Genomic DNA, 17,676 nt, shown 5'->3' with positions numbered 1-17,676 from the left:
CGGCGTCGTGGCGAATACCAGCAGATTGTTAACCCGCATAGCCTGTCTTCACCCACTTCATGGAGACAAAGACTATGACATTTTCTGCGATCCGCCTGACATTTTTCACATCTCTCCCCCGGCGCACGGGGCCAAAGGACACGGACGAAACCGTGGATCACGCAGACCTGCGCCGCGAGTATGTCGAGAGGTTGCTGTCATCCGACGGCTGCGTCAGCGAATACAGCATGTCAGCGTTGATGGGACTGTTTCCGAAAGACTTTTGAACGCCGTTATCCAAGGACACAATCATGCAACATGATGTCAAAGACGTTCTTGAACTATGGTTTCCCGAAAATGGGTTTTGGGAAACCGCCGAAAGGTTTTCGGCTTGGCTTCAGCACCGCATGCACGGTGGTATGGACCAGACAATTTTCCAAGACTTTGCCGACCTGACCGTTGCTGCTGCCCGAAATGAATTGGATCACTGGGCGGACAGTGCAGAGGGACGCATTGCCCTGCTGATCGCGCTGGATCAATTTCCGCGATCCTTGTGGCGCGATACGCCAGCGGCCTATGCGCAGGACATAAAGGCTAACCGAATTGCGATTGAGGGGGTTGGAAATGGTCACTTCGCGGCTGTGAAGCCATGGAAGAAGCTGTTCTATATGATCGCGCTTTATCATTGCGAGGGTCCCGATCATCTTGAGCGATTAACGCTTGGAGAAAAACTAGCTGAGGCGATTATCGTCGAGTTGCCCCCGCACCTTGCGTACGCTGCCGATCTGATGCGGGGGCAAAACGCTCGCGGGCGATCTATCATCGAGCGGTTCGGGCGGCACCCGCATCGCAACGCCCACTTTGGACGGATTTCTTCCCCGGCAGAGGAAGCCTATATTGCCGCAGGGCATTTTCCCCATGTTCAAAAAACGAGTTGATGGATTGCCATAATCCGATGACGGCATGGGTGCCATTTCCCCTTTTTTCGAGAAAAATTGCAAAACATTTTGGTGCTGAACCTCCCAAGGCCGACGTTGGAATGAATTCAACGAAATGTTGCTCTGTCCGGCGCAGCGGTCATCCACCTTCCCAAAATGCTGCGCTGCGCACCAACGACCGCTATGGCGGGCCGCACTGCGGCATTGGGACCGACGGCTGGACGTCGGCTCAGGGCCGTTTACGCTGCCATGTGAGTGATCTTTACCCGAAGATTTTCCGCACACACCTCTGCCGTGAGGTTTCTGATTGCCTTAAGTCCGATAGACTTTTGCTGTCTCGGCAGTTGTTCGGCCCGGATGACAAAGAAACGCCATTCCGACGCTATACGCTGGTCGCCTCCTTCATGCCATGCGAAGATGTATAAATCGGCGAGCCTGCTGCCCGAAGGATTTGGGGTGTAGGTCTTGCCATCGGGATAGTGGGCTTTGGCGGCTGCGATACTGAACCGAGGCGAGGTTGTCGAACTGCCCCAGGACTGAGCAGATGCCGATTGCTTGACTTCGACCCTAAGCCCATCTGAGCGTTCTAAATCCCAAGGGGCCCAATCATTCCCGACTTGCTTCCAATCAGGGCCAAGGATCTCGGCGACCATCAGCTCAACCCAAAGTCCCCTAAGGTTGTTTTGCATCACCGGAACATCAAACATAGCCCGGATACGCTTGAGAATTTGCTCTTTGTCCATTGGCGCATTTGAGCAGATCCAAGCACTGCTAAGAAGCACTAAATCTTGTTTTGCGCATGTCCGCTTCGACGAAACTGAACCGTGGCATCAGCTCCTGTGTGAACGGCAGCAACGGGCCGCGAGCGGCGGGTACCTCCGCAGATTGGCTCTCGGCGCCTTGTGCATCCTGTCTCTCAACAGTCACCTTTGTGAATGGAGAACCGGTCGAGAAAAGTTTCAATTGCCGACAAGAACTGCTCGTACGCCCGCGTCCCCGGAATGGGCATATGGTTGTCGCCCTCCAAAGGAATCAATTCGCATTCCGAAATCAGAGCGGCTAGTTCGGTAGCTGATGCGAAAGGTGTCGCCCGATCTCCTCGGGAATGGAGCAAAAGCACAGGGCAGTTGAGCCGTCGCGCTTGTTCCGTAACATCAACACGGCACCAGAAATCAAGGTTCGCCAGCATCGATTTCGGATCGACAGCCAGTCGCTGCAACTCATCGTATTCCCGGGCAAGGTCGGGGTAGGCATCCGGGAACAAGCGGGCGGTAAAGAAACGTCGGTATTCAGGGTTCTCGTCATGCCATCCGATCTCTATCATGCGTCGGCTGGTCTCGTACTTCACAGCTTGAGTCGGATCGCCGGTTGCAAGCCAACCCCGTGCAAATCCGCCCCGACCAATGATGCCTAGTACGCGTTCCGGATAACGTGCGGCGAAGTCGATCGCATAGCTCATCCCTTGCGAAGGCCCAAACATGACGAACCGATCGAGACCTGCGGCATCAGCCACCGAAAGGATGTCTTCGCACATCGCGTCGAGCGTGATTGGTCCAGTCAGAGGGCCGGACAAAGAGCTTCCCCTTTGGTCAAAACTTACGGTCCGCGCGCGCTCCGCAATGCGCCTGATGAATGGACCGTGCAGCTTGCTGCTTGGTTCGGTTTCGATGTTGGTGATCCAGCTTGGTGTCTTCAGCAGTGGCACACCCTGTCCGGTTTCGGTCCAAGCAATCCGCGTCTGATCGCGTGATGAGGTATACCGAATGACCGGCGCGCTGTGACTCTGACTTCGTGCCAACGGGGCTTCGACAACAAGGAGATACCCGCGCCGGGGTACGGTCTGGACGATCTCTTTTGCGCTGGCCCCAATCGCCCTGCGAATATCCGCGATACATTGCGTCAGGCTGTCATCCGAAACGTGGATGTCGCCCCACGCCGCCGTGATCAGGTCATCCCTAGAGACAACCTTGCCCGGGTTGGCTGCCAACGTTCGCAGGACAGTAAGCGACTGAGGCCGCAGGCTCTTGCGTTCGCCGTCGGCGGTAATCAGCCCGACCTTGTCGTCAAGAACATATCGTCCAACTCTAAGTATTTCGCCACCTCTTCGGTCACATTTGCACGACGGTTGCACGTTGTGAATAGGGCAATGCGCTCCGGCAGCAGGTTCCCTATTATCAGGCCCACGGGCAAATTTCAGATTTCTTCAGATCATTTCAGCGGGCCATTCATGACTTCCGTCTGACTGCGATGGCAATGTCTTCCCATAGCACTGCCTCGCACATTTGCGCCGGGCGTCCTCCCGACAACCGGTAGAGAGAAACTGGAGAATGACATGAAAACCCTGCTCGTATCCGCCGCCCTGATGTCGGCTCTCTTCGGCTCGGCTGCGTCCGCGGATTCTTGGGTTTGGGCACCGATCCAAGATGCAAGCACCTTGGATGCTCATCTGGAGCGTTGCGACTTCGCACGACCGAACGCATTGCCCATCTATTCGCTGATCAACGATCTGCAAGCGGGATTTACGGGCGCAGAAGCCGCCAACGCAGAGCCCCAGTCCTGACGCGCGGGCTAGGCGACCGATTGTGAGATTGCATAGCGCCGAGTCGTTGGGGCGGGGCGAAAAGCTGAGAGCTTTCCCCAAACGCCCAGCGACGCTTCTCGCAATAGCGGCGACTTTGGAGTGTCCCTTCCCGCTCTCTTTTCTTGGGTGCGAATGGCTCGTTCCGCTGCGGTGCAAAGAGGCGCGCTCAGCATCTACCGCCGATGTTAGTCTTGATCGCGGTTTGGTTCTTTTGTCGATCCGGCATGACTCCCTGCCGGCGGCTGGAACGCGCGCACCCGCTCATTTTCTGCTTGGTCCGGCGTCGCAAATATCTGGAGCTATGAAATGATCGAACTTGCCTTTGTTGCTTGCCTTCTCGGGGAATCGGAAATCTGCCGACGCGAGTCCCTGCTGTTTTCGAACATTCCCTTGATGACTTGTATGTTGCATGGCCAGGCCGAACTCGCGAAATGGAAAAGCACACATCCGGATTGGCGGATCGACCGGTGGTCTTGCGGCTATTTCGACTCCTCACGGGCGGAGACATAAGAACTTGGTTGGTACTGGAAAGCCAAATGGTGTTCCGCTACCGCGACTACACCATGTCGCACCTGTCCGGCTTCAGGGACGATTTTGGTCTCGCAATCGCTGCGAATGTCCCGTTAGTTGAAGTCGCGCCATGGCGTCGATCTAGATTGCGAAAGTCGGCCAATATCCGGCTCTGGTTCCGGCAGTTGGTCAGACACATGTCTGCTTGGTCCGCCATTTCCGACATCGGGCAACGCATCGTTCTCGCGGGCGCAGCAAATGGCCGGTTCGGTGAGGCTGCATTGCGGCGTGGCTTGACCCGATGAACGGCTGGTATGGGCCGTTCTCGACAAACCGCCTGTCGCAAAACCGCCGCAAACATCTCTCAAACTCCGCCCCGCTCAAGCCTCCGCCTTCTTCTCCCAGCGGCCGGACTCTTCGGACCAGTATTGCGCCTTGCAGCCGGCGCCGGTCAGCGCTTTCCACTGGCCGCGCGCCGTCTGCACCGCCTCGGGGTCCTGGCCGTCGAACAGGATGCACACCCGCTCCAGCCCCGTGACCTCTTCGGGGGCGACCTCAGCGCCATCGATGGCCATGAGGCAGGCCGGGTCGTTGGGCGCCTCACGCGCCTGGGTCAGCAGGATGGGCTGCGCCGCGTCATGAGGGCCACCCGCCTGCCCGTGCGGCAGAAAGCTGTCATCCGACGTCAGCCACAGCTTCTGATCCAGCCAGTCCAGCCTTGCCGGATCGCGCCCGCGCACCGCCACGCGCCAGCCGGCCCCCAGCGATTTCTCCAGCAGCACGGGCAGCGTCACCTCCAGCGGCCGCTGCGTCAGGTGATAGAAATACGCGGCGCCCATGCGCGCTAGCCCTCGAAACGGTCGGCGATCAGGCGGTTGAGCGACAGCACCCCCCAGCCGGTGGCCCCCTTGGGCGACAGCGTCAGGTCGCGCGGCACATGTGCGACGCCCGCGATGTCCAGATGGATCCAGGGCGTCTCCTCCTTGACGAACCGGTGCAGGAATTCCGCCGCGGTGATCGACCCCGCGGGCCGCCCGCCGGAATTCTTGATATCCGCGATGGGGGATTTGATCAGGTCGGCATAGGGTTTGCCCAATGGCATGCGCCAGGCGCCTTCGTCCTCGGCCCCGGCGGCGCCCAGGAAATCGGAACACAGCGCATCGTCGTTGGAAAAGACCGCCGCGTTGTCATGCCCCAGCGCCACGATGCAGGCCCCCGTGAGGGTCGCCAGGTCGATCATCGCCGCGGGTTTGTAGGTTTCCTGGGCGTACCAGAGCACGTCGCACAGCACCAACCGCCCCTCGGCATCGGTCGAAATGATCTCGATCGTGTCGCCCTTCATCGAGCGCAGCACGTCACCCGGGCGCATCGCGGCGGCGTCGGGCATGTTCTCGACCAGGCCCACCAGCCCCACGACGTTGGCCTTGGCCTTGCGCTTTGCGATGGCGCGCATGGTGCCCGCGACGACACCCGCGCCGCCCATGTCCATGGTCATGGATTCCATGCCCTGCGACGGCTTGAGCGAGATGCCGCCGGTGTCGAAGACCACGCCCTTGCCCACCAGCGCCAGCGGTGCGGACCCGTCCGCGCCACCGTTCCAGCGCATGACCACCAGCTTGGTCGGCGTGACCGATCCCACGCCCACCGCCAGAAACGCCCGCATGCCGAGCTTTTCCAGCGCGTCCTCGTCCAGCACCTCGACCTCGACGCCCAGATCGCGCAGCCCTTCCAGTCGGCTGGCGAATTCCGTGGTGCTGAGCACGTTGGCAGGCTCGTTGACCAGATCGCGGGTAAAGACCACCCCCTCGGCCACCGCAAGCAGCGGCTCTGCCGCGGCGGCCACGGCGTCGGCATCGCTGCAGTGAAAAACCGCTGGTTCCGGCGCATCGCCCTTGTCGGTCTTGTGATCGGTGAAGCGGTAGCCGCGCAGGCCCAGCCCCAGCGCCACCTCTTCGGCGCGTTTGAGGCTTTCGCAGAGCACCAGCAGCCCGGCGCTGCCTGCGATGCGCGCCAGAGCCGCACCCGCCTTGCGCGCCTCCGCCACCGAGGGACGGCGCGACAGCCGCACGAGATCGACGCCCTGCGCCTTCATCCCCGCCGGAAAGCCCAGCGACAGCACGTCGCCGTCTTTCAGCTTCTCCCAGCGCTCCGACTCCAGCGCGCGTTCCACCGCGCCCTTGGTCAGCCGGTTGAGCCGCCGCGCCCCGCGCGACAGCTTGCCGTCGGCGCCGACGAAGACCGCGACGCGGCCCTTTGCATCTGGCAGGTCGTCCAGCGACACGGGCACGAAGGTGATGCTGCGAAGATCGGTCATGGCGGATTTTCCTTTTGCTTTGGCCCAGAGGTAAAGCCCGCCGCGCCGGTTGACCAGTGCCACCTTTTCCCCCCTGCCCCAATCCGCTAGGGTCTGCGCCAGGACGTGTTGTTTCGGGGGGAACGCCTTGGCCAGATTCGACAGATACATGCTGTCGCAACTCATGGTGCTGTTCGGTTTTTTCGCCCTGGTGCTGGTGTCGGTCTACTGGGTGAACCGGGCGGTGATCCTGTTCGACCGGCTGATCGCCGACGGCCATTCGGCCGGCGTCTTCCTGGAATTCACCGCGCTGTCGCTGCCCAACGTCATCCGCATGGTGCTGCCGATGGCGGCGTTCGCGGCGGCCGTTTACGTCACCAACCGGCTAAGCTCGGAATCCGAGCTGACGGTGGTGCAGGCGACCGGCTATTCTCCCTGGCGCCTGGCGCGCCCGGTGCTGATCTTCGGGCTGATCGTGGCCCTGATGATGACGGTTCTGACGCATTTCCTCGTGCCTGCGTCGAACGCGCAGCTGCGCGAACGCGAAACGGAAATCTCGGGCTCGGTCAGCGCGCGGCTGCTACGGGAAGGCGTGTTCCTGCATCCCGCCAAGGGCGTGACCTTCTACATCCGCGACATCACCGTCGATGGCGAGCTGCGCGACGTCTTCCTGTCCGACCGGCGGCTGGAAAACCGCGACGTCACCTATACCGCCGCGCGGGCCTACCTGCTGCGCGATGCCGAAGGGCCGAAGCTGGTGATGCAAAGCGGCCTCGCGCAGACCTTCGAGCGTGAGGGCGACCGGCTGTCGACCACCAATTTCACCGACCTCACCTATGACGTGAGCGGACTGATCGCGGCCGACAGCAACAAGCGCCGCAAGATCCGCAACATCCCCACGCTCGAGCTCCTGTCCGATCCCGCCGCCATTGCCGAGGAAACCAACGACAGCATCGGCGAGGTGCTGGAAGAGGCGCATGGCCGGTTCCAGCAACCGCTGCTGTCTGTCGTGGCAGCACTCATCGGCTTTTCGACGCTCATGCTGGGGTCGTTCAGCCGCTTCGGCGTCTGGCGTCAGATCATCGGCGCGATCTTCCTGCTGGTGGTGGTCAAGCTTGCCGAAAGCGCCGTGACCGACCCGGTGCGGTCGAACGCGGCGCTTTGGCCGCTGGTCTACCTGCCGTCGGTCGTGGGGCTGGGCCTGTCGGCGGCGATGCTGCACCACGCAAGCCGCCCCTTCCGCCCGCGCGGGGCCACGGCCACGCCCGCCCCGGGGCCGGAGGCCGCGACATGATCCTGCATGCCTATTTCGCCAAGCGGTTCCTGTGGATCTTTCTCAGCGTGCTGGCGATCTTCTTTCTGTTCCTGACCCTGCTCGACCTTGTCGAACAGCTGCGGCGGTTCGACGATTCGGTGGGGTTCGGGCAGGTTCTGCAGCTCACGATGCTCAACACCCCGCAGGCGCTTTATCAGATGCTGCCGCTGGTGGTGATCCTGTCGACCATCACGCTGTTTCTGGGGCTGGCGCGGTCGTCGGAACTGGTGGTCAGCCGGGCCGCGGGCCGATCCGGTCTGGCGGTGCTTGTGGCGCCGGTGACCGTGGCGGCACTCATCGGCGCGCTGGCGGTGGCGATGTTCAACCCCGTTGTCGCGGCTACGTCGAAACGGTTCAGCGACTTGTCCGAAATCTACCAGAACGGCGGCAGCAATGCGCTGTCGATCGGGGCCGAAGGGCTCTGGCTGCGCCAGGGCGATGCCAGCGGACAGACGGTGATCCGCGCCAGCCGCGCCAACCCGTCGGCGACCGTGCTTTACGACGTGACCTTCGTGGCCTACGCCCCCTCGGGAGGCCCCGTGCGCCGGATCGAGGCGGCAGAGGCGGCGCTCGAGGAAGGCGCCTGGGTGCTGAGCGATGCAAAATCCTGGGATCTGTCCAACGGCGGCAACCCTGAAACCCGGGCCGAGACCTTGCCGACGCTGCGACTGTCGTCGACCCTGACGCAGGACAGCATCCGCGACCGCTTCGGCAACCCGTCGGCGGTGGCGATCTGGGAACTGCCGACCTTCATCTCGGATCTGGAACAGGCCGGGTTTTCCGCCCGCCGTCACATCGTCTGGCTGCAGATGGAACTGGCCCGGCCGCTGTTTCTGGTCGCGCTGGTGCTGGTCGGGGCTGGCTTTACCATGCGCCACAGCCGCCTTGGGCGCACCGGCGTGGCGGTGCTGTCGGCGATCCTGCTGGGCTTTGGCCTTTACTACATCCGCAACTTCGCGCAAATCCTTGGCGAGAACGGCCAGATCAACCCGATGCTGGCCGCCTGGGTGCCGCCCGTCGCGTCGCTGCTGCTGGCGCTGGGGCTGATCCTGCATATGGAGGATGGCTGATGCGGCGGCTTGCGGCCCTGCTGATTGGTGCGCTGCTGCTGACGACGGGCCCGGCCCGCGCGCAGGAGGCCGACACCGTCGATGCCGCCCTTCTGGTCGCCGACAGCGTGCTGATCGAAGGCGAAACCCGGCTGATCGCCCAGGGCAATGTCGAGGCGCTTTATGACGGCACCCGCCTGACCGCGACGCGCATCATCTACGACCAGGCCAGCGACAGCCTGACCCTCGAAGGGCCGGTGCGGGTCACCGATGCCCAGGGCAACGTGCTGGTGGCCGAAGGCGGAACCCTGGGGGCCGATCTCGAGAACGGCATCCTGCGCGGCGCACGCATGGTGCTGGACCAGCAGTTGCAGCTTGCCTCGGTCGAGGCGCGCCGGGTGAGCGGGCGCTTTACGCAGCTGTCCAAGGTCGCTGCGACCTCGTGCCAGGTCTGTGGCACGCAATCGCCGCTCTGGCAGATCCGCGCCAGCCGCGTGGTCCACGACCAGGAGGAACGGCAGCTTTATTTCGAAAACGCCACGCTGCGCATCAAGGATGTGCCGATCTTCTACATCCCCTACATGCGCCTGCCCGACCCGACGCTGGACCGCGCACGCGGCTTTCTGATCCCCACGGTGCGGTCGACCACGCTTTTGGGGTTCGGGATCAAGACGCCGTATTTCATCCCCATCGGCGATCACCGCGACATCACGCTGACACCGTACCTGTCGCCCGTGACCCGCACGCTCGAGGCGCGCTACCGCCAGGCCTTCCGCAATGGCCGGATCACCCTGACCGGCGCGATCTCCAAGGACACGCTGATCCGCGACGAAACCCGCGGCTACCTCTTTGCCGAAGGCGCGTTCGACCTGGGCCGTGACTTCAAGCTGGAATTCGATCTGCAGGCCACCACGGACGAGGCGTATCTGTCGGATTACGGCTATTCCGGCGCCGACAGGCTTTATTCCACGATCGAGCTGCGGCGCGTGCGGCGGGACGAGCTGATGCAGGCCACGCTGACCCATACCGAAACCCTGCGCGACGATGAAAGCAACGCCACGCAGCCGTCGATCATCACCGACGTGCGGTTCGAAAAGCGGTTCTTTCCGCAACGCCTGGGCGGCGAGTTCCGGCTGGGCGCCGTGGGCCACAGCCACTACCGCTATTCCGATCTGGACGTCGACGGGCCGGACGACGACACCATCGTCGATGGCCGCGACGTGACCCGCGTCAACGCCACCGCCAGCTGGCGCAACCGGTGGACCCTGCCCGGCGGCCTGCGCGCCGGGGCCGAGGGGCATCTCTGGATCGACCGGTTCTGGATCGACCAGGACGCCGCCAGCCCCCGCGACGTGACGCAGGTCACCCCCGCCGCCTCGGTCGAACTGCGCTGGCCCTTCGCCATGACCGGCCCCAGCGGCGCGCGCTACCTGCTGGAGCCGGTGACGCAGGTGGGCTGGGTCGGCGGCGAAAGGCTGGGCCAGCCCAACGACGAAAGCACCCGCGCCGAATTCGACCAGGGCAACCTGCTGTCGCTGTCGCGCTTTCCCGCCGCCGACCGGCGCGAACGCGGGCGGCTCACTGCCGTGGGCTTGCGCTTCGTCCGCGACGATCCTACCGGGTGGAGCTCGGGGCTCACCCTTGGGCGGGTCTGGCGCAACACCGACGATCCGGCCTTCTCGCGCTCGTCCGGCATGGACAGCCGCGGTTCGGACTGGCTCATCGCCGGGCACCTGCAGACCGCCTCGGGCCTCAGCTTTTCCGCCCGCGGGCTTCTCGACGTGGGCAACCTGCAATTCTCCAAGGCCGAGGCGCGCGCCGGCTGGGTCACCGACCGCATGGACCTTGGCGCCTCCTACCTGCTGCTGGTCAGCGACCCGGCCGAGGACCGCAGCGGCGCCGTGTCGGAATGGAGCTTTGACGGCCGCTACGAGATGACCAACCACTGGGCCGGAGAAGCCAGCTGGCAATACGATCTGGCCGACCGCCGGTTCGCGAAGGCGGCGCTTGGCCTCGAATACCAGAACGAATGCGCACAGGTGAATTTTTCGGTCTCGCGCCGGTTTGCCTCTTCCACTAACCTAGAACCATCGACAGATTTCGGCCTGACAGTGGCGCTGAAAGGCTTCAGCACCGGTGGCAGCGCCAAGGAGTACCGCCGCTCATGCAGCAACTGATAGCCCGCCTTTTCCGCCCGCTTGCCCTTTGTGCCCTTCTGGCCGCCACAGCGCTGCCCGGGCAGGGCATGGCGCAGAACCTCTTTGCCCCCGCGATCATCGTGAACGATTCGGTGATCACCAATTTCGAGGTCGAACAGCGCGCCCGGATGCTGCGGGTGCTCAGCGCGCCGGGCAATCCCGACACGCTGGCCCGTGAACAGCTGATCGACGACCGCATCCGCCTGCAGGCCGCCGCCGAAAATGGCATCGTGCTCTCGGACACGGATATCCTCGAGGGGATGGAGGAATTCGCAGGCCGCGCCAACCTCAGCCGCGAGGAATTCACCGCCGCGCTGGAACGCGCGGGCGTGGCCGAACAGACCTTCCGCGACTTCGTCCGTGCCGGTCTGGGCTGGCGCCGGGTGGTGCAGGGGCGCTTTGCCGGGCAGGCCAATATCTCGGATGCCGAGATCGACCGCGCGCTGTCCTCGGGCAGCGGGTCCAGCAACGTGCGGGTGCTGCTGTCGGAAATCATCATGCCCGCCCCGCCGCAGCAGGCCGAGGCCGTGCGCGCCCGGGCCGAGCGGATTTCGCAGCTGACCTCGGAATCGGCCTTTTCCGCCGAGGCGCGCCGCTATTCCGCCACCGCCACGCGCGGCGCCGGGGGCCGCCTGCCCTGGCAGGACCTGACAGAACTGCCGCCGCGTCTGCAGCCGCTGGTGCTGGCGCTGTCGCCGGGTGAAGTCACCGATCCGATCCCGATCCCCAATGCCATCGCGCTGTTCCAGCTGCGCGGGATCGAGGAAACCGGCTATACCGCGCCCGAAGTGGCCGCCATCGAATACGCCGCCTACTACATGCCCGGCGGCCGCAGCGCCGAAACCCTGGCCCGCGCCCGGGTGCTGGCCAGCCAGGTCGACCGCTGCGACGATCTTTACGGTGTCGCCAAGGGCCAGCCGCCCGAGGTGCTGGATCGCGGATCGCTGCCACCCTCGGAAATCCCCACCGACATCGCCTTTGAGCTGTCCAAGCTCGACCCGGGCGAGGTGTCCACTGCCCTGACCCGGTCGAACGGCCAGACACTGGTGTTCCTGATGCTCTGCGGTCGCACCAACGCGATTGCCGAAGATGCCTCGCGCGAGGATCTGGTGTCGGGGCTGCGCAACCAGCGGGTCGCGTCGCTGGCCGACGGCTACCTTGCGCAGCTGCGCGCCGACGCCCGCATCGTCGAGAAATGAGCCCCGCCCCCGTCGCGCTGACCTGCGGCGAACCCTCCGGCATCGGCCCCGAACTGGCCGAAGCGGCCTGGCGCGTGCTGGGCACCGAGGTGCCGTTCTTCTACCTCGGTGATCCCGCGCACCTGCCCGGCGAGGTGCCGCACGTGGTGATAAATATCCCCGATGCGGCCCGTTCAAGGGCCAAAGAGGGCCTGCCCGTGCTGCCCCACGCCTTTGCCGGGCCGCGCAGTCCCGGCACGCCGCAGGCCGCACAGGCGCAGGCGGTGATCGACGTGATCGCCCGCGCCGTCGACCTTGCTCAGGCCGGTCGGGCGGGTGCCGTCTGCACCCTGCCGATCCACAAGCAGGCGCTGCAGGATGGCGCGGGCTTCGCCTTTCCGGGGCATACCGAATACCTTTGCCATCTCGCGGATGCCGACGAGGTGGTGATGATGCTGGCCTCGGACCAGCTGAGGGTCGTGCCCGCCACGATCCACATCCCGCTGGCCCAGGTTCCCGCCGCGCTGACGCCCGACCTGCTGCGCGACCGCATCCGCATCACCCATGACGCGCTTGTCCGGCAGTTCGGGCTGACCGCCCCGCGCCTTGCCGTGGCCGGGCTCAACCCCCATGCAGGCGAAGGCGGCAAGATCGGCCGCGAAGAGATCGAGGTGATCGTCCCGGTGCTCGACGCGCTGCGCGCCGAGGGCATGGCCCTTGTCGGGCCGATGTCGGCGGACACGATGTTTCATGCCGCCGCCCGCGCGCACTACGATGCGGCGATCTGCATGTACCACGATCAGGCGCTGATCCCGATCAAGACGCTGGATTTCGACCGCGGCGTGAACGTCACGCTAGGTCTGCCCTTCATCCGCACCTCGCCCGATCACGGCACCGCCTTCGACATCGCCGGCACCGGCCGGGCCAACCCTGAATCGACGATTCACGCGCTGCGCATGGCCTGGCGGCTGGCGTCGGGCACCGCATGAGCGTCGGCGCGGCCCGACCGTGCCAAGGCGAGGGGCCAGCCCCTCGCGCTCCCCGAGGTATTTGGGAACCAGAGAAGCCATGAGCCGCATCGACAGCCTGCCCCCCCTGCGCCAGGTGATCGCCGATCACGGGCTGGTCGCGCGCAAGTCGCTGGGCCAGAACTTCCTGCTCGACCTCAACCTGACGGCCAAGATCGCGCGCCAGGCGGGGGACCTGACCGGCATGGATGTGCTCGAGGTCGGGCCGGGCCCCGGCGGGCTGACGCGCGGATTACTGGCCGAAGGCGCGCGCAAGGTGCTGGCCATCGAAAAGGATCGCCGCTGCCTGCCCGCCCTCGCCGAGATCGCCGCCGCTTGGCCCGACCGGTTGCAGGTGATCGAAGGCGACGCGCTCGAGATCGACCCGCTGGCGCATCTGACCCCGCCCATCGCGGTCTGCGCCAACCTGCCCTACAACGTCGGCACCGAACTGCTGGTGCGCTGGCTCACGCCCGATGCCTGGCCGCCGTTCTGGTCCTCGCTGACCCTGATGTTCCAGCGCGAGGTGGCAGAACGGATCGTGGCGCAGCCCGGCTCCAAGGCCTACGGGCGGCTGGCGCTCTTGGTGCAATGGCGGGCCGAGGCGCGCATTGTCCTGTCGCTCCCGCCCGAGGCGTTCACCCCGCCGCCCAAGGTCAGTTCCGCCGTGGTGCATCTGACCGCCCTGCCCCGGCCGCGGTTCGAGGCGGATGCCGCGGTGCTGGAACGCGTGGTCGCCATGGCGTTCAACCAGCGCCGCAAGATGCTGCGCGCCGCGCTGCGCGGGCTGCATCCCGACATCGAGGCGCTGCTGGAAAGTGCCGGCATCCCGCCCACACAGCGCGCCGAACAGGTGCCGCTCGAGGCGTTCTGCGCGCTGGCCCGCGCGGTCGCGGCGGCGCGCTGACCGTTCAGCTGTCGCGGCGATCGCGGTCGGTGCGCAGGCGGCGCACCAGCGTGCTGCAGGTCTCGATGATGCCCTGAAGCCGTTCCTCCAGCCGCGTCATCTCGATCATCGACCCCTTCAGCGCCTCGCTCCGGTCGCCCAGATCGGCGAGCCGCGTGAACATCGCCTCTGATGCCGCGATCTGCGCCTCGGCATTGGCCACCACGTCGCGCAGGTTGCCCAGCAGCGCGGTCGCCGCCTCGGCCCCGCCGCGATCCGCCAGCCCGTCGTCCAGATCGGCAATCGTCGCGCGGATATCGGTGAACCAGGCCTGCGACAGGCGCGGTTCGCGCTTGGCCCCCAGCATCGCGTCGCGTTCCAGCTGGCGCAGGCCCGACGCGACCTCGTCCACGGTGCGCCGCAGATCGCCCTGCACCGCGATGATGGCGTCATTGGCCGACACCACCTTGGCCAACACCGTGTCCAGTTCCGCGACGATCTGGGTAATCCGATCCAGGAAAAGATTCAGGTCGCGCGCCAGAACACCGAATTCGTCGGATGTGCGGATCTCGGCCCGGTGGTCGAGCCGGCCGTAGGCCCGTGCGAGGTTCGACACCACGGACCGCAGCGACCAGAGCGGCTGCATCCGGGCGCGCAGGATCAGCAGCAGCAGGAAGGAATGCAGCACGATCTTGCCCGCCGCCAGGATCGCGGTCAGGCGGATGTCCTGAAACCACTTGGCGAAATCCTCTGCCAGGTAGGTGCGCACGGTGACCGTGCCCAGCACGTCGCCGACCTGCGCCTCGGTATGGCAGGCCAGGCAGAAAGGTTCGGCCCTCACGTCGACCGATGCCGCCTGGTACCGGCCCGCGGGCCAGTCATCGCCCGGGATGCCCTGCGGTGTGAAATCGAAATTCTGCTCGATCGACCGGACGGTGACCGGCGCCGGTTCGATGGCGATGGCATAGCCGAGGTTGGTCCAGTTCTCGTTGAGGATCGGGTACATCGTGCGTGCCGCCACCGGCCCGCCTTCGTTGCGCATGATCGACCGGACGTTTTCGGCCAGATCCTGCGCCACCTCTTCGGCCTGTTCGGTGCCGTTGGCGCGGTAGTCGTAATAGACCAGCGCCGCCTTGAGCGAGAATTCCAGCACCGTCACCAGCACCAGGATCAGGAAAAAGTCGCGGATCATGTGGATCAGGAACGACTTGTCGAACCGGCCGATGGACGGGCTGTTCTGGTCGATCATCGCGGCGCCTCCTGCACTGCGCCTCCAGATAGCCCGCGGGACGGGCGTGGCGAGGTCCGCCCGCACGCCGCTTTCCGTTTCCGTTCGCCGATGCGCTGCACTAGGCTTGCCGGGCCGACCCTTCAGACCAGAGGCCCCATGACCGACCCGCACCAGGATCTGCGCGACGCCGTGCGCGCGCTTTGCGCCACTTTTCCCCCCGAATACCACCGCGACATCGACCACCAGCGCGGCTATCCCGAGGCATTCGTGGATGCGCTGACCAAGGCCGGGTGGCTGGCCGCCTTGATCCCCGAAGACTACGGCGGGTCGGGCCTTGGCCTGACCGAAGCGTCGGTGATCATGGAGGAAATCAACCGCTCGGGCGGCAATTCGGGTGCCTGTCACGGGCAGATGTACAACATGGGCACGCTCTTGCGGCACGGATCCGACGCACAGAAGGCCGCATACCTGCCGCGCATCGCCAGCGGAGAGTTACGGCTGCAAAGCATGGGCGTGACCGAACCCACCACCGGCACCGACACCACCAAGATCAAGACCACCGCCGAACGCCGCGGCGACCGCTACGTGATCAACGGGCAGAAGGTCTGGATCAGCCGCATCCAGCATTCCGATCTGATGATCCTGCTCGCGCGCACCACGCCGCTGTCCGAGGTTCGCAAGAAATCGCTGGGCATGTCGATCTTCCTGGTCGATCTCAAGGCCGCGATCGGCCACGGCCTGACCGTGAAACCCATTGAAAACATGGTCAATCACGAAACCAATGAGCTTTTCTTCGACAACCTCGAAATCCCGGCCGAAAACCTCATCGGCGAGGAAGGCATGGGCTTTCGCTACATCCTTGACGGGCTCAACGCCGAACGCGCGCTGATCGCGGCGGAATGCATCGGTGACGGGCTGTGGTTCATCGACAAGGTCACCGACTATGCCAAGCAGCGCGAGGTCTTTGGCCGCCCCATCGGCCAGAACCAAGGCGTGCAGTTCCCCATCGCCGAGGCGCATATCGAGGTGCAGGCCGCGGGCCTGATGCGCGACCGCGCCTGCGCGCTCTTCGACGCGGGCCAGCCCTGCGGGACCGAGGCGAACATGGCCAAGTACCTCGCCGCCAAGGCCAGCTGGGAAGCCGCGAACGCCTGCATCCAGTTCCACGGCGGGTTCGGATTTGCCACCGAATACGATGTCGAACGCAAGTTCCGCGAAACCCGGCTGTATCAGGTCGCGCCGATTTCGACCAACCTGATCCTGTCTCATGTGGCCGAGCATGTGCTGGGCCTGCCAAGGTCGTTCTGATGCGCCCCCTCGACGGGATCACCGTGGTGTCGCTGGAACACGCAGTGGCGGCCCCCCTCTGCACCCGGCATCTGGCGGATCAGGGCGCGCGGGTGATCAAGATCGAACGCCCTGGAAGCGGCGATTTCGCCCGCGGTTACGACACCCGCGCGCGCGGGATGGCGTCGCATTTCGTCTGGGCCAACCGATCCAAGGAAAGCCTGACGCTCGACCTCAAGGCCCCCGCCGCGCGGCCCGTCCTGGACCGGCTGCTGACCCGCGCGGATGTGCTGGTGCAGAACCTCGCCCCCGGCGCCGCCGCGCGGCTGGGGCTGGGCCATGACACACTGAAGGTCGATCATCCGCGGATGATCGTCTGCGATATCTCGGGCTACGGCGCGGACGGGCCGGACCGTGACCGCAAGGCCTATGATCTGCTCATCCAGGCCGAGGCGGGTTTCCTTTCGGTCACCGGCCAGGCCGACGCCCCTGCCAAGGCCGGCATCTCGGTCGCCGACATCGCCGCGGGCGTCTATGCCTATTCCAACATCCTGACCGCGCTGATCCAACGCGGGCGTACCGGCACGGGCAGCCATATCGACATCTCGATGCTCGAGGCGATGGCCGAATGGATGGGCTACCCGATGTACTACGCCATGGACGGCGCGCCGCCGCCGCCCCGCGCCGGGGCCGCCCATGCCACGATCTTTCCCTACGGCCCCTTCACGGCGGGCGACGGGGTCGATGTCATGCTGGGTCTGCAGAACGACCGCGAATGGCGCGCCTTCTGCACCCAGGTGCTCGACCGTCCCGCCCTGACCGAAGACGCGCGTTTCGCCACCAACCACCAGCGCGCCGCCCACGCGGCAGAACTGCGCGAGATCATCCACGCAGGCTTCGCCGCCTTCAGCGCGGAGGAGGTCCTCACCCGGCTCGACGCGGCGGGCATCGCCAATGCCCGCGTCAACGACATGGCGGGGCTTTGGGCCCACGCCCAACTCGCCGCCCGCGACCGCTGGCGCGAAGTGCCAAGCCCCTCGGGCCCCCTGCCCGCCTTGCTGCCGCCCGGCGGCCTTTCGGGCATGCCCGCGCGCATGGACGCGGTACCGGCCCTGGGCGAACACACTGGCGCGTTGCTCACGGAACTGGGATTTTCAGAGGTCGAGATCGGCAAGCTGGCGGAGGATAAGGTGATCTGAGCCGGGCCACGTTCGGCCCCTCCGG

17 protein-coding genes are annotated in these 17,676 nt (G+C 65.0%); 12 read left to right on the top strand and 5 right to left on the bottom strand.

Features of this window, described 5'->3' with window-relative positions; all coding sequences use genetic code 11:
- Positions 1-74 precede the first annotated feature (74 nt).
- Both ACOXXX_RS08380 and ACOXXX_RS08375 read left to right on the top strand, forming a co-directional pair.
- Complete coding sequence (locus ACOXXX_RS08380; RefSeq protein WP_422826109.1) at positions 75-266, top strand: hypothetical protein; 192 nt, start codon at positions 75-77, stop codon at positions 264-266.
- Positions 267-290: 24 nt separating this feature from the next.
- Positions 291-917, top strand: coding sequence for a DUF924 family protein (locus ACOXXX_RS08375; protein WP_422826108.1), 627 nt, complete (start codon positions 291-293; stop codon positions 915-917).
- 239 nt (positions 918-1,156) lie between these two features.
- On the opposite strand, the gene ACOXXX_RS08370 is transcribed toward ACOXXX_RS08375, so the two are convergent.
- Together ACOXXX_RS08370 and ACOXXX_RS08365 are read right to left on the bottom strand one after the other, a co-directional pair.
- Positions 1,157-1,660 carry a hypothetical protein gene (locus tag ACOXXX_RS08370; RefSeq protein ID WP_422826107.1) on the bottom strand — a complete coding sequence of 168 codons (504 nt, stop codon included), beginning with the start codon at positions 1,658-1,660 and terminating at the stop codon, positions 1,157-1,159.
- Between the two features lie 173 nt (positions 1,661-1,833).
- Entirely contained in the window at positions 1,834-3,048 is a 1,215-nt protein-coding gene (locus ACOXXX_RS08365; protein ID WP_422826106.1) for an alpha/beta fold hydrolase, read from the bottom strand.
- A gap of 201 nt (positions 3,049-3,249) precedes the next feature.
- Between ACOXXX_RS08365 and ACOXXX_RS08360 the strand changes: the two genes are divergently transcribed.
- Together ACOXXX_RS08360 and ACOXXX_RS08355 are read left to right on the top strand one after the other, a co-directional pair.
- Positions 3,250-3,477, top strand: a complete 228-nt coding sequence (locus ACOXXX_RS08360) for a hypothetical protein (protein ID WP_422826105.1) — start codon at positions 3,250-3,252, stop codon at positions 3,475-3,477.
- 557 nt (positions 3,478-4,034) lie between these two features.
- Complete coding sequence (locus tag ACOXXX_RS08355) at positions 4,035-4,313, top strand: hypothetical protein (RefSeq protein WP_422826104.1); 279 nt, start codon at positions 4,035-4,037, stop codon at positions 4,311-4,313.
- A gap of 75 nt (positions 4,314-4,388) precedes the next feature.
- On the opposite strand, the gene ACOXXX_RS08350 is transcribed toward ACOXXX_RS08355, so the two are convergent.
- Positions 4,389-4,847 (bottom strand): DNA polymerase III subunit chi, encoded by a 459-nt coding sequence (locus tag ACOXXX_RS08350; RefSeq protein ID WP_422826103.1) that lies wholly within the window; start codon positions 4,845-4,847, stop codon positions 4,389-4,391.
- A 5-nt stretch (positions 4,848-4,852) separates the two neighbouring features.
- Positions 4,853-6,322: a leucyl aminopeptidase gene (locus ACOXXX_RS08345; RefSeq protein ID WP_422826102.1), complete on the bottom strand. Its 1,470-nt coding sequence runs from the start codon at positions 6,320-6,322 to the stop codon at positions 4,853-4,855.
- A gap of 148 nt (positions 6,323-6,470) precedes the next feature.
- Here ACOXXX_RS08345 and lptF point away from each other — a divergent pair, with 148 nt between their 5' ends.
- From lptF to rsmA, 6 genes are all read left to right on the top strand, one after another.
- Positions 6,471-7,595, top strand: a complete 1,125-nt coding sequence (gene lptF, locus ACOXXX_RS08340; protein WP_422826101.1) for an LPS export ABC transporter permease LptF — start codon at positions 6,471-6,473, stop codon at positions 7,593-7,595.
- Positions 7,592-8,686, top strand: coding sequence for an LPS export ABC transporter permease LptG (gene lptG / locus ACOXXX_RS08335; RefSeq protein WP_422826100.1), 1,095 nt, complete (start codon positions 7,592-7,594; stop codon positions 8,684-8,686). Before lptF ends, lptG begins: the two co-directional genes overlap by 4 nt.
- Positions 8,686-10,842: an LPS-assembly protein LptD gene (locus ACOXXX_RS08330; protein ID WP_422826099.1), complete on the top strand. Its 2,157-nt coding sequence runs from the start codon at positions 8,686-8,688 to the stop codon at positions 10,840-10,842. Before lptG ends, ACOXXX_RS08330 begins: the two co-directional genes overlap by 1 nt.
- On the top strand, positions 10,830-12,062 hold the full coding sequence (locus tag ACOXXX_RS08325; protein WP_422826098.1) for a peptidylprolyl isomerase: 1,233 nt from the start codon (positions 10,830-10,832) through the stop codon (positions 12,060-12,062). The genes ACOXXX_RS08330 and ACOXXX_RS08325 overlap by 13 nt, the downstream gene beginning before the upstream one ends.
- Entirely contained in the window at positions 12,059-13,030 is a 972-nt protein-coding gene (pdxA, locus tag ACOXXX_RS08320) for a 4-hydroxythreonine-4-phosphate dehydrogenase PdxA (protein ID WP_422826097.1), read from the top strand. The genes ACOXXX_RS08325 and pdxA overlap by 4 nt, the downstream gene beginning before the upstream one ends.
- 79 nt (positions 13,031-13,109) lie before the next feature.
- Positions 13,110-13,955, top strand: a complete 846-nt coding sequence (rsmA, locus tag ACOXXX_RS08315; protein ID WP_422826096.1) for a 16S rRNA (adenine(1518)-N(6)/adenine(1519)-N(6))-dimethyltransferase RsmA — start codon at positions 13,110-13,112, stop codon at positions 13,953-13,955.
- Between the two features lie 4 nt (positions 13,956-13,959).
- Here rsmA and ACOXXX_RS08310 read toward each other — a convergent pair whose 3' ends face one another.
- Positions 13,960-15,183 (bottom strand): HAMP domain-containing protein, encoded by a 1,224-nt coding sequence (locus ACOXXX_RS08310; protein ID WP_422826095.1) that lies wholly within the window; start codon positions 15,181-15,183, stop codon positions 13,960-13,962.
- A 138-nt stretch (positions 15,184-15,321) separates the two neighbouring features.
- Between ACOXXX_RS08310 and ACOXXX_RS08305 the strand changes: the two genes are divergently transcribed.
- Positions 15,322-16,473, top strand: a complete 1,152-nt coding sequence (locus tag ACOXXX_RS08305; RefSeq protein WP_422826094.1) for an acyl-CoA dehydrogenase family protein — start codon at positions 15,322-15,324, stop codon at positions 16,471-16,473.
- Positions 16,473-17,651 carry a CaiB/BaiF CoA transferase family protein gene (locus tag ACOXXX_RS08300; RefSeq protein ID WP_422826093.1) on the top strand — a complete coding sequence of 393 codons (1,179 nt, stop codon included), beginning with the start codon at positions 16,473-16,475 and terminating at the stop codon, positions 17,649-17,651. The genes ACOXXX_RS08305 and ACOXXX_RS08300 overlap by 1 nt, the downstream gene beginning before the upstream one ends.
- The last annotated feature ends 25 nt before the right edge of the window (positions 17,652-17,676 follow it).

This window comes from Thalassococcus sp. BH17M4-6, assembly GCF_049323015.1.
Lineage (GTDB): Bacteria > Pseudomonadota > Alphaproteobacteria > Rhodobacterales > Rhodobacteraceae > Puniceibacterium.
The sequence above is the reverse complement of the archived record's forward strand: the minus strand, read 5'-3'. Positions and strand labels throughout refer to the sequence as shown.

Excerpts from the sequence above, each read along its gene's own strand:
- ACOXXX_RS08375 (WP_422826108.1), top strand. The coding sequence starts at position 291 with ATGCAACATGATGTCAAAGACGTTCTTGAACTATGGTTTCCCGAAAAT.
- ACOXXX_RS08350 (WP_422826103.1), bottom strand. The coding sequence starts at position 4,847 with ATGGGCGCCGCGTATTTCTATCACCTGACGCAGCGGCCGCTGGAGGTG.
- ACOXXX_RS08345 (WP_422826102.1), bottom strand. The coding sequence starts at position 6,322 with ATGACCGATCTTCGCAGCATCACCTTCGTGCCCGTGTCGCTGGACGAC.
- ACOXXX_RS08380 (WP_422826109.1), top strand. The coding sequence starts at position 75 with ATGACATTTTCTGCGATCCGCCTGACATTTTTCACATCTCTCCCCCGG.
- ACOXXX_RS08330 (WP_422826099.1), top strand. The coding sequence starts at position 8,686 with ATGCGGCGGCTTGCGGCCCTGCTGATTGGTGCGCTGCTGCTGACGACG.
- rsmA (WP_422826096.1), top strand. The coding sequence starts at position 13,110 with ATGAGCCGCATCGACAGCCTGCCCCCCCTGCGCCAGGTGATCGCCGAT.
- ACOXXX_RS08370 (WP_422826107.1), bottom strand. The coding sequence starts at position 1,660 with ATGGACAAAGAGCAAATTCTCAAGCGTATCCGGGCTATGTTTGATGTT.
- ACOXXX_RS08300 (WP_422826093.1), top strand. The coding sequence starts at position 16,473 with ATGCGCCCCCTCGACGGGATCACCGTGGTGTCGCTGGAACACGCAGTG.
- ACOXXX_RS08360 (WP_422826105.1), top strand. The coding sequence starts at position 3,250 with ATGAAAACCCTGCTCGTATCCGCCGCCCTGATGTCGGCTCTCTTCGGC.
- ACOXXX_RS08305 (WP_422826094.1), top strand. The coding sequence starts at position 15,322 with ATGACCGACCCGCACCAGGATCTGCGCGACGCCGTGCGCGCGCTTTGC.
- ACOXXX_RS08310 (WP_422826095.1), bottom strand. The coding sequence starts at position 15,183 with ATGATCGACCAGAACAGCCCGTCCATCGGCCGGTTCGACAAGTCGTTC.
- ACOXXX_RS08325 (WP_422826098.1), top strand. The coding sequence starts at position 10,830 with ATGCAGCAACTGATAGCCCGCCTTTTCCGCCCGCTTGCCCTTTGTGCC.
- ACOXXX_RS08355 (WP_422826104.1), top strand. The coding sequence starts at position 4,035 with ATGGTGTTCCGCTACCGCGACTACACCATGTCGCACCTGTCCGGCTTC.
- pdxA (WP_422826097.1), top strand. The coding sequence starts at position 12,059 with ATGAGCCCCGCCCCCGTCGCGCTGACCTGCGGCGAACCCTCCGGCATC.
- lptG (WP_422826100.1), top strand. The coding sequence starts at position 7,592 with ATGATCCTGCATGCCTATTTCGCCAAGCGGTTCCTGTGGATCTTTCTC.
- lptF (WP_422826101.1), top strand. The coding sequence starts at position 6,471 with ATGCTGTCGCAACTCATGGTGCTGTTCGGTTTTTTCGCCCTGGTGCTG.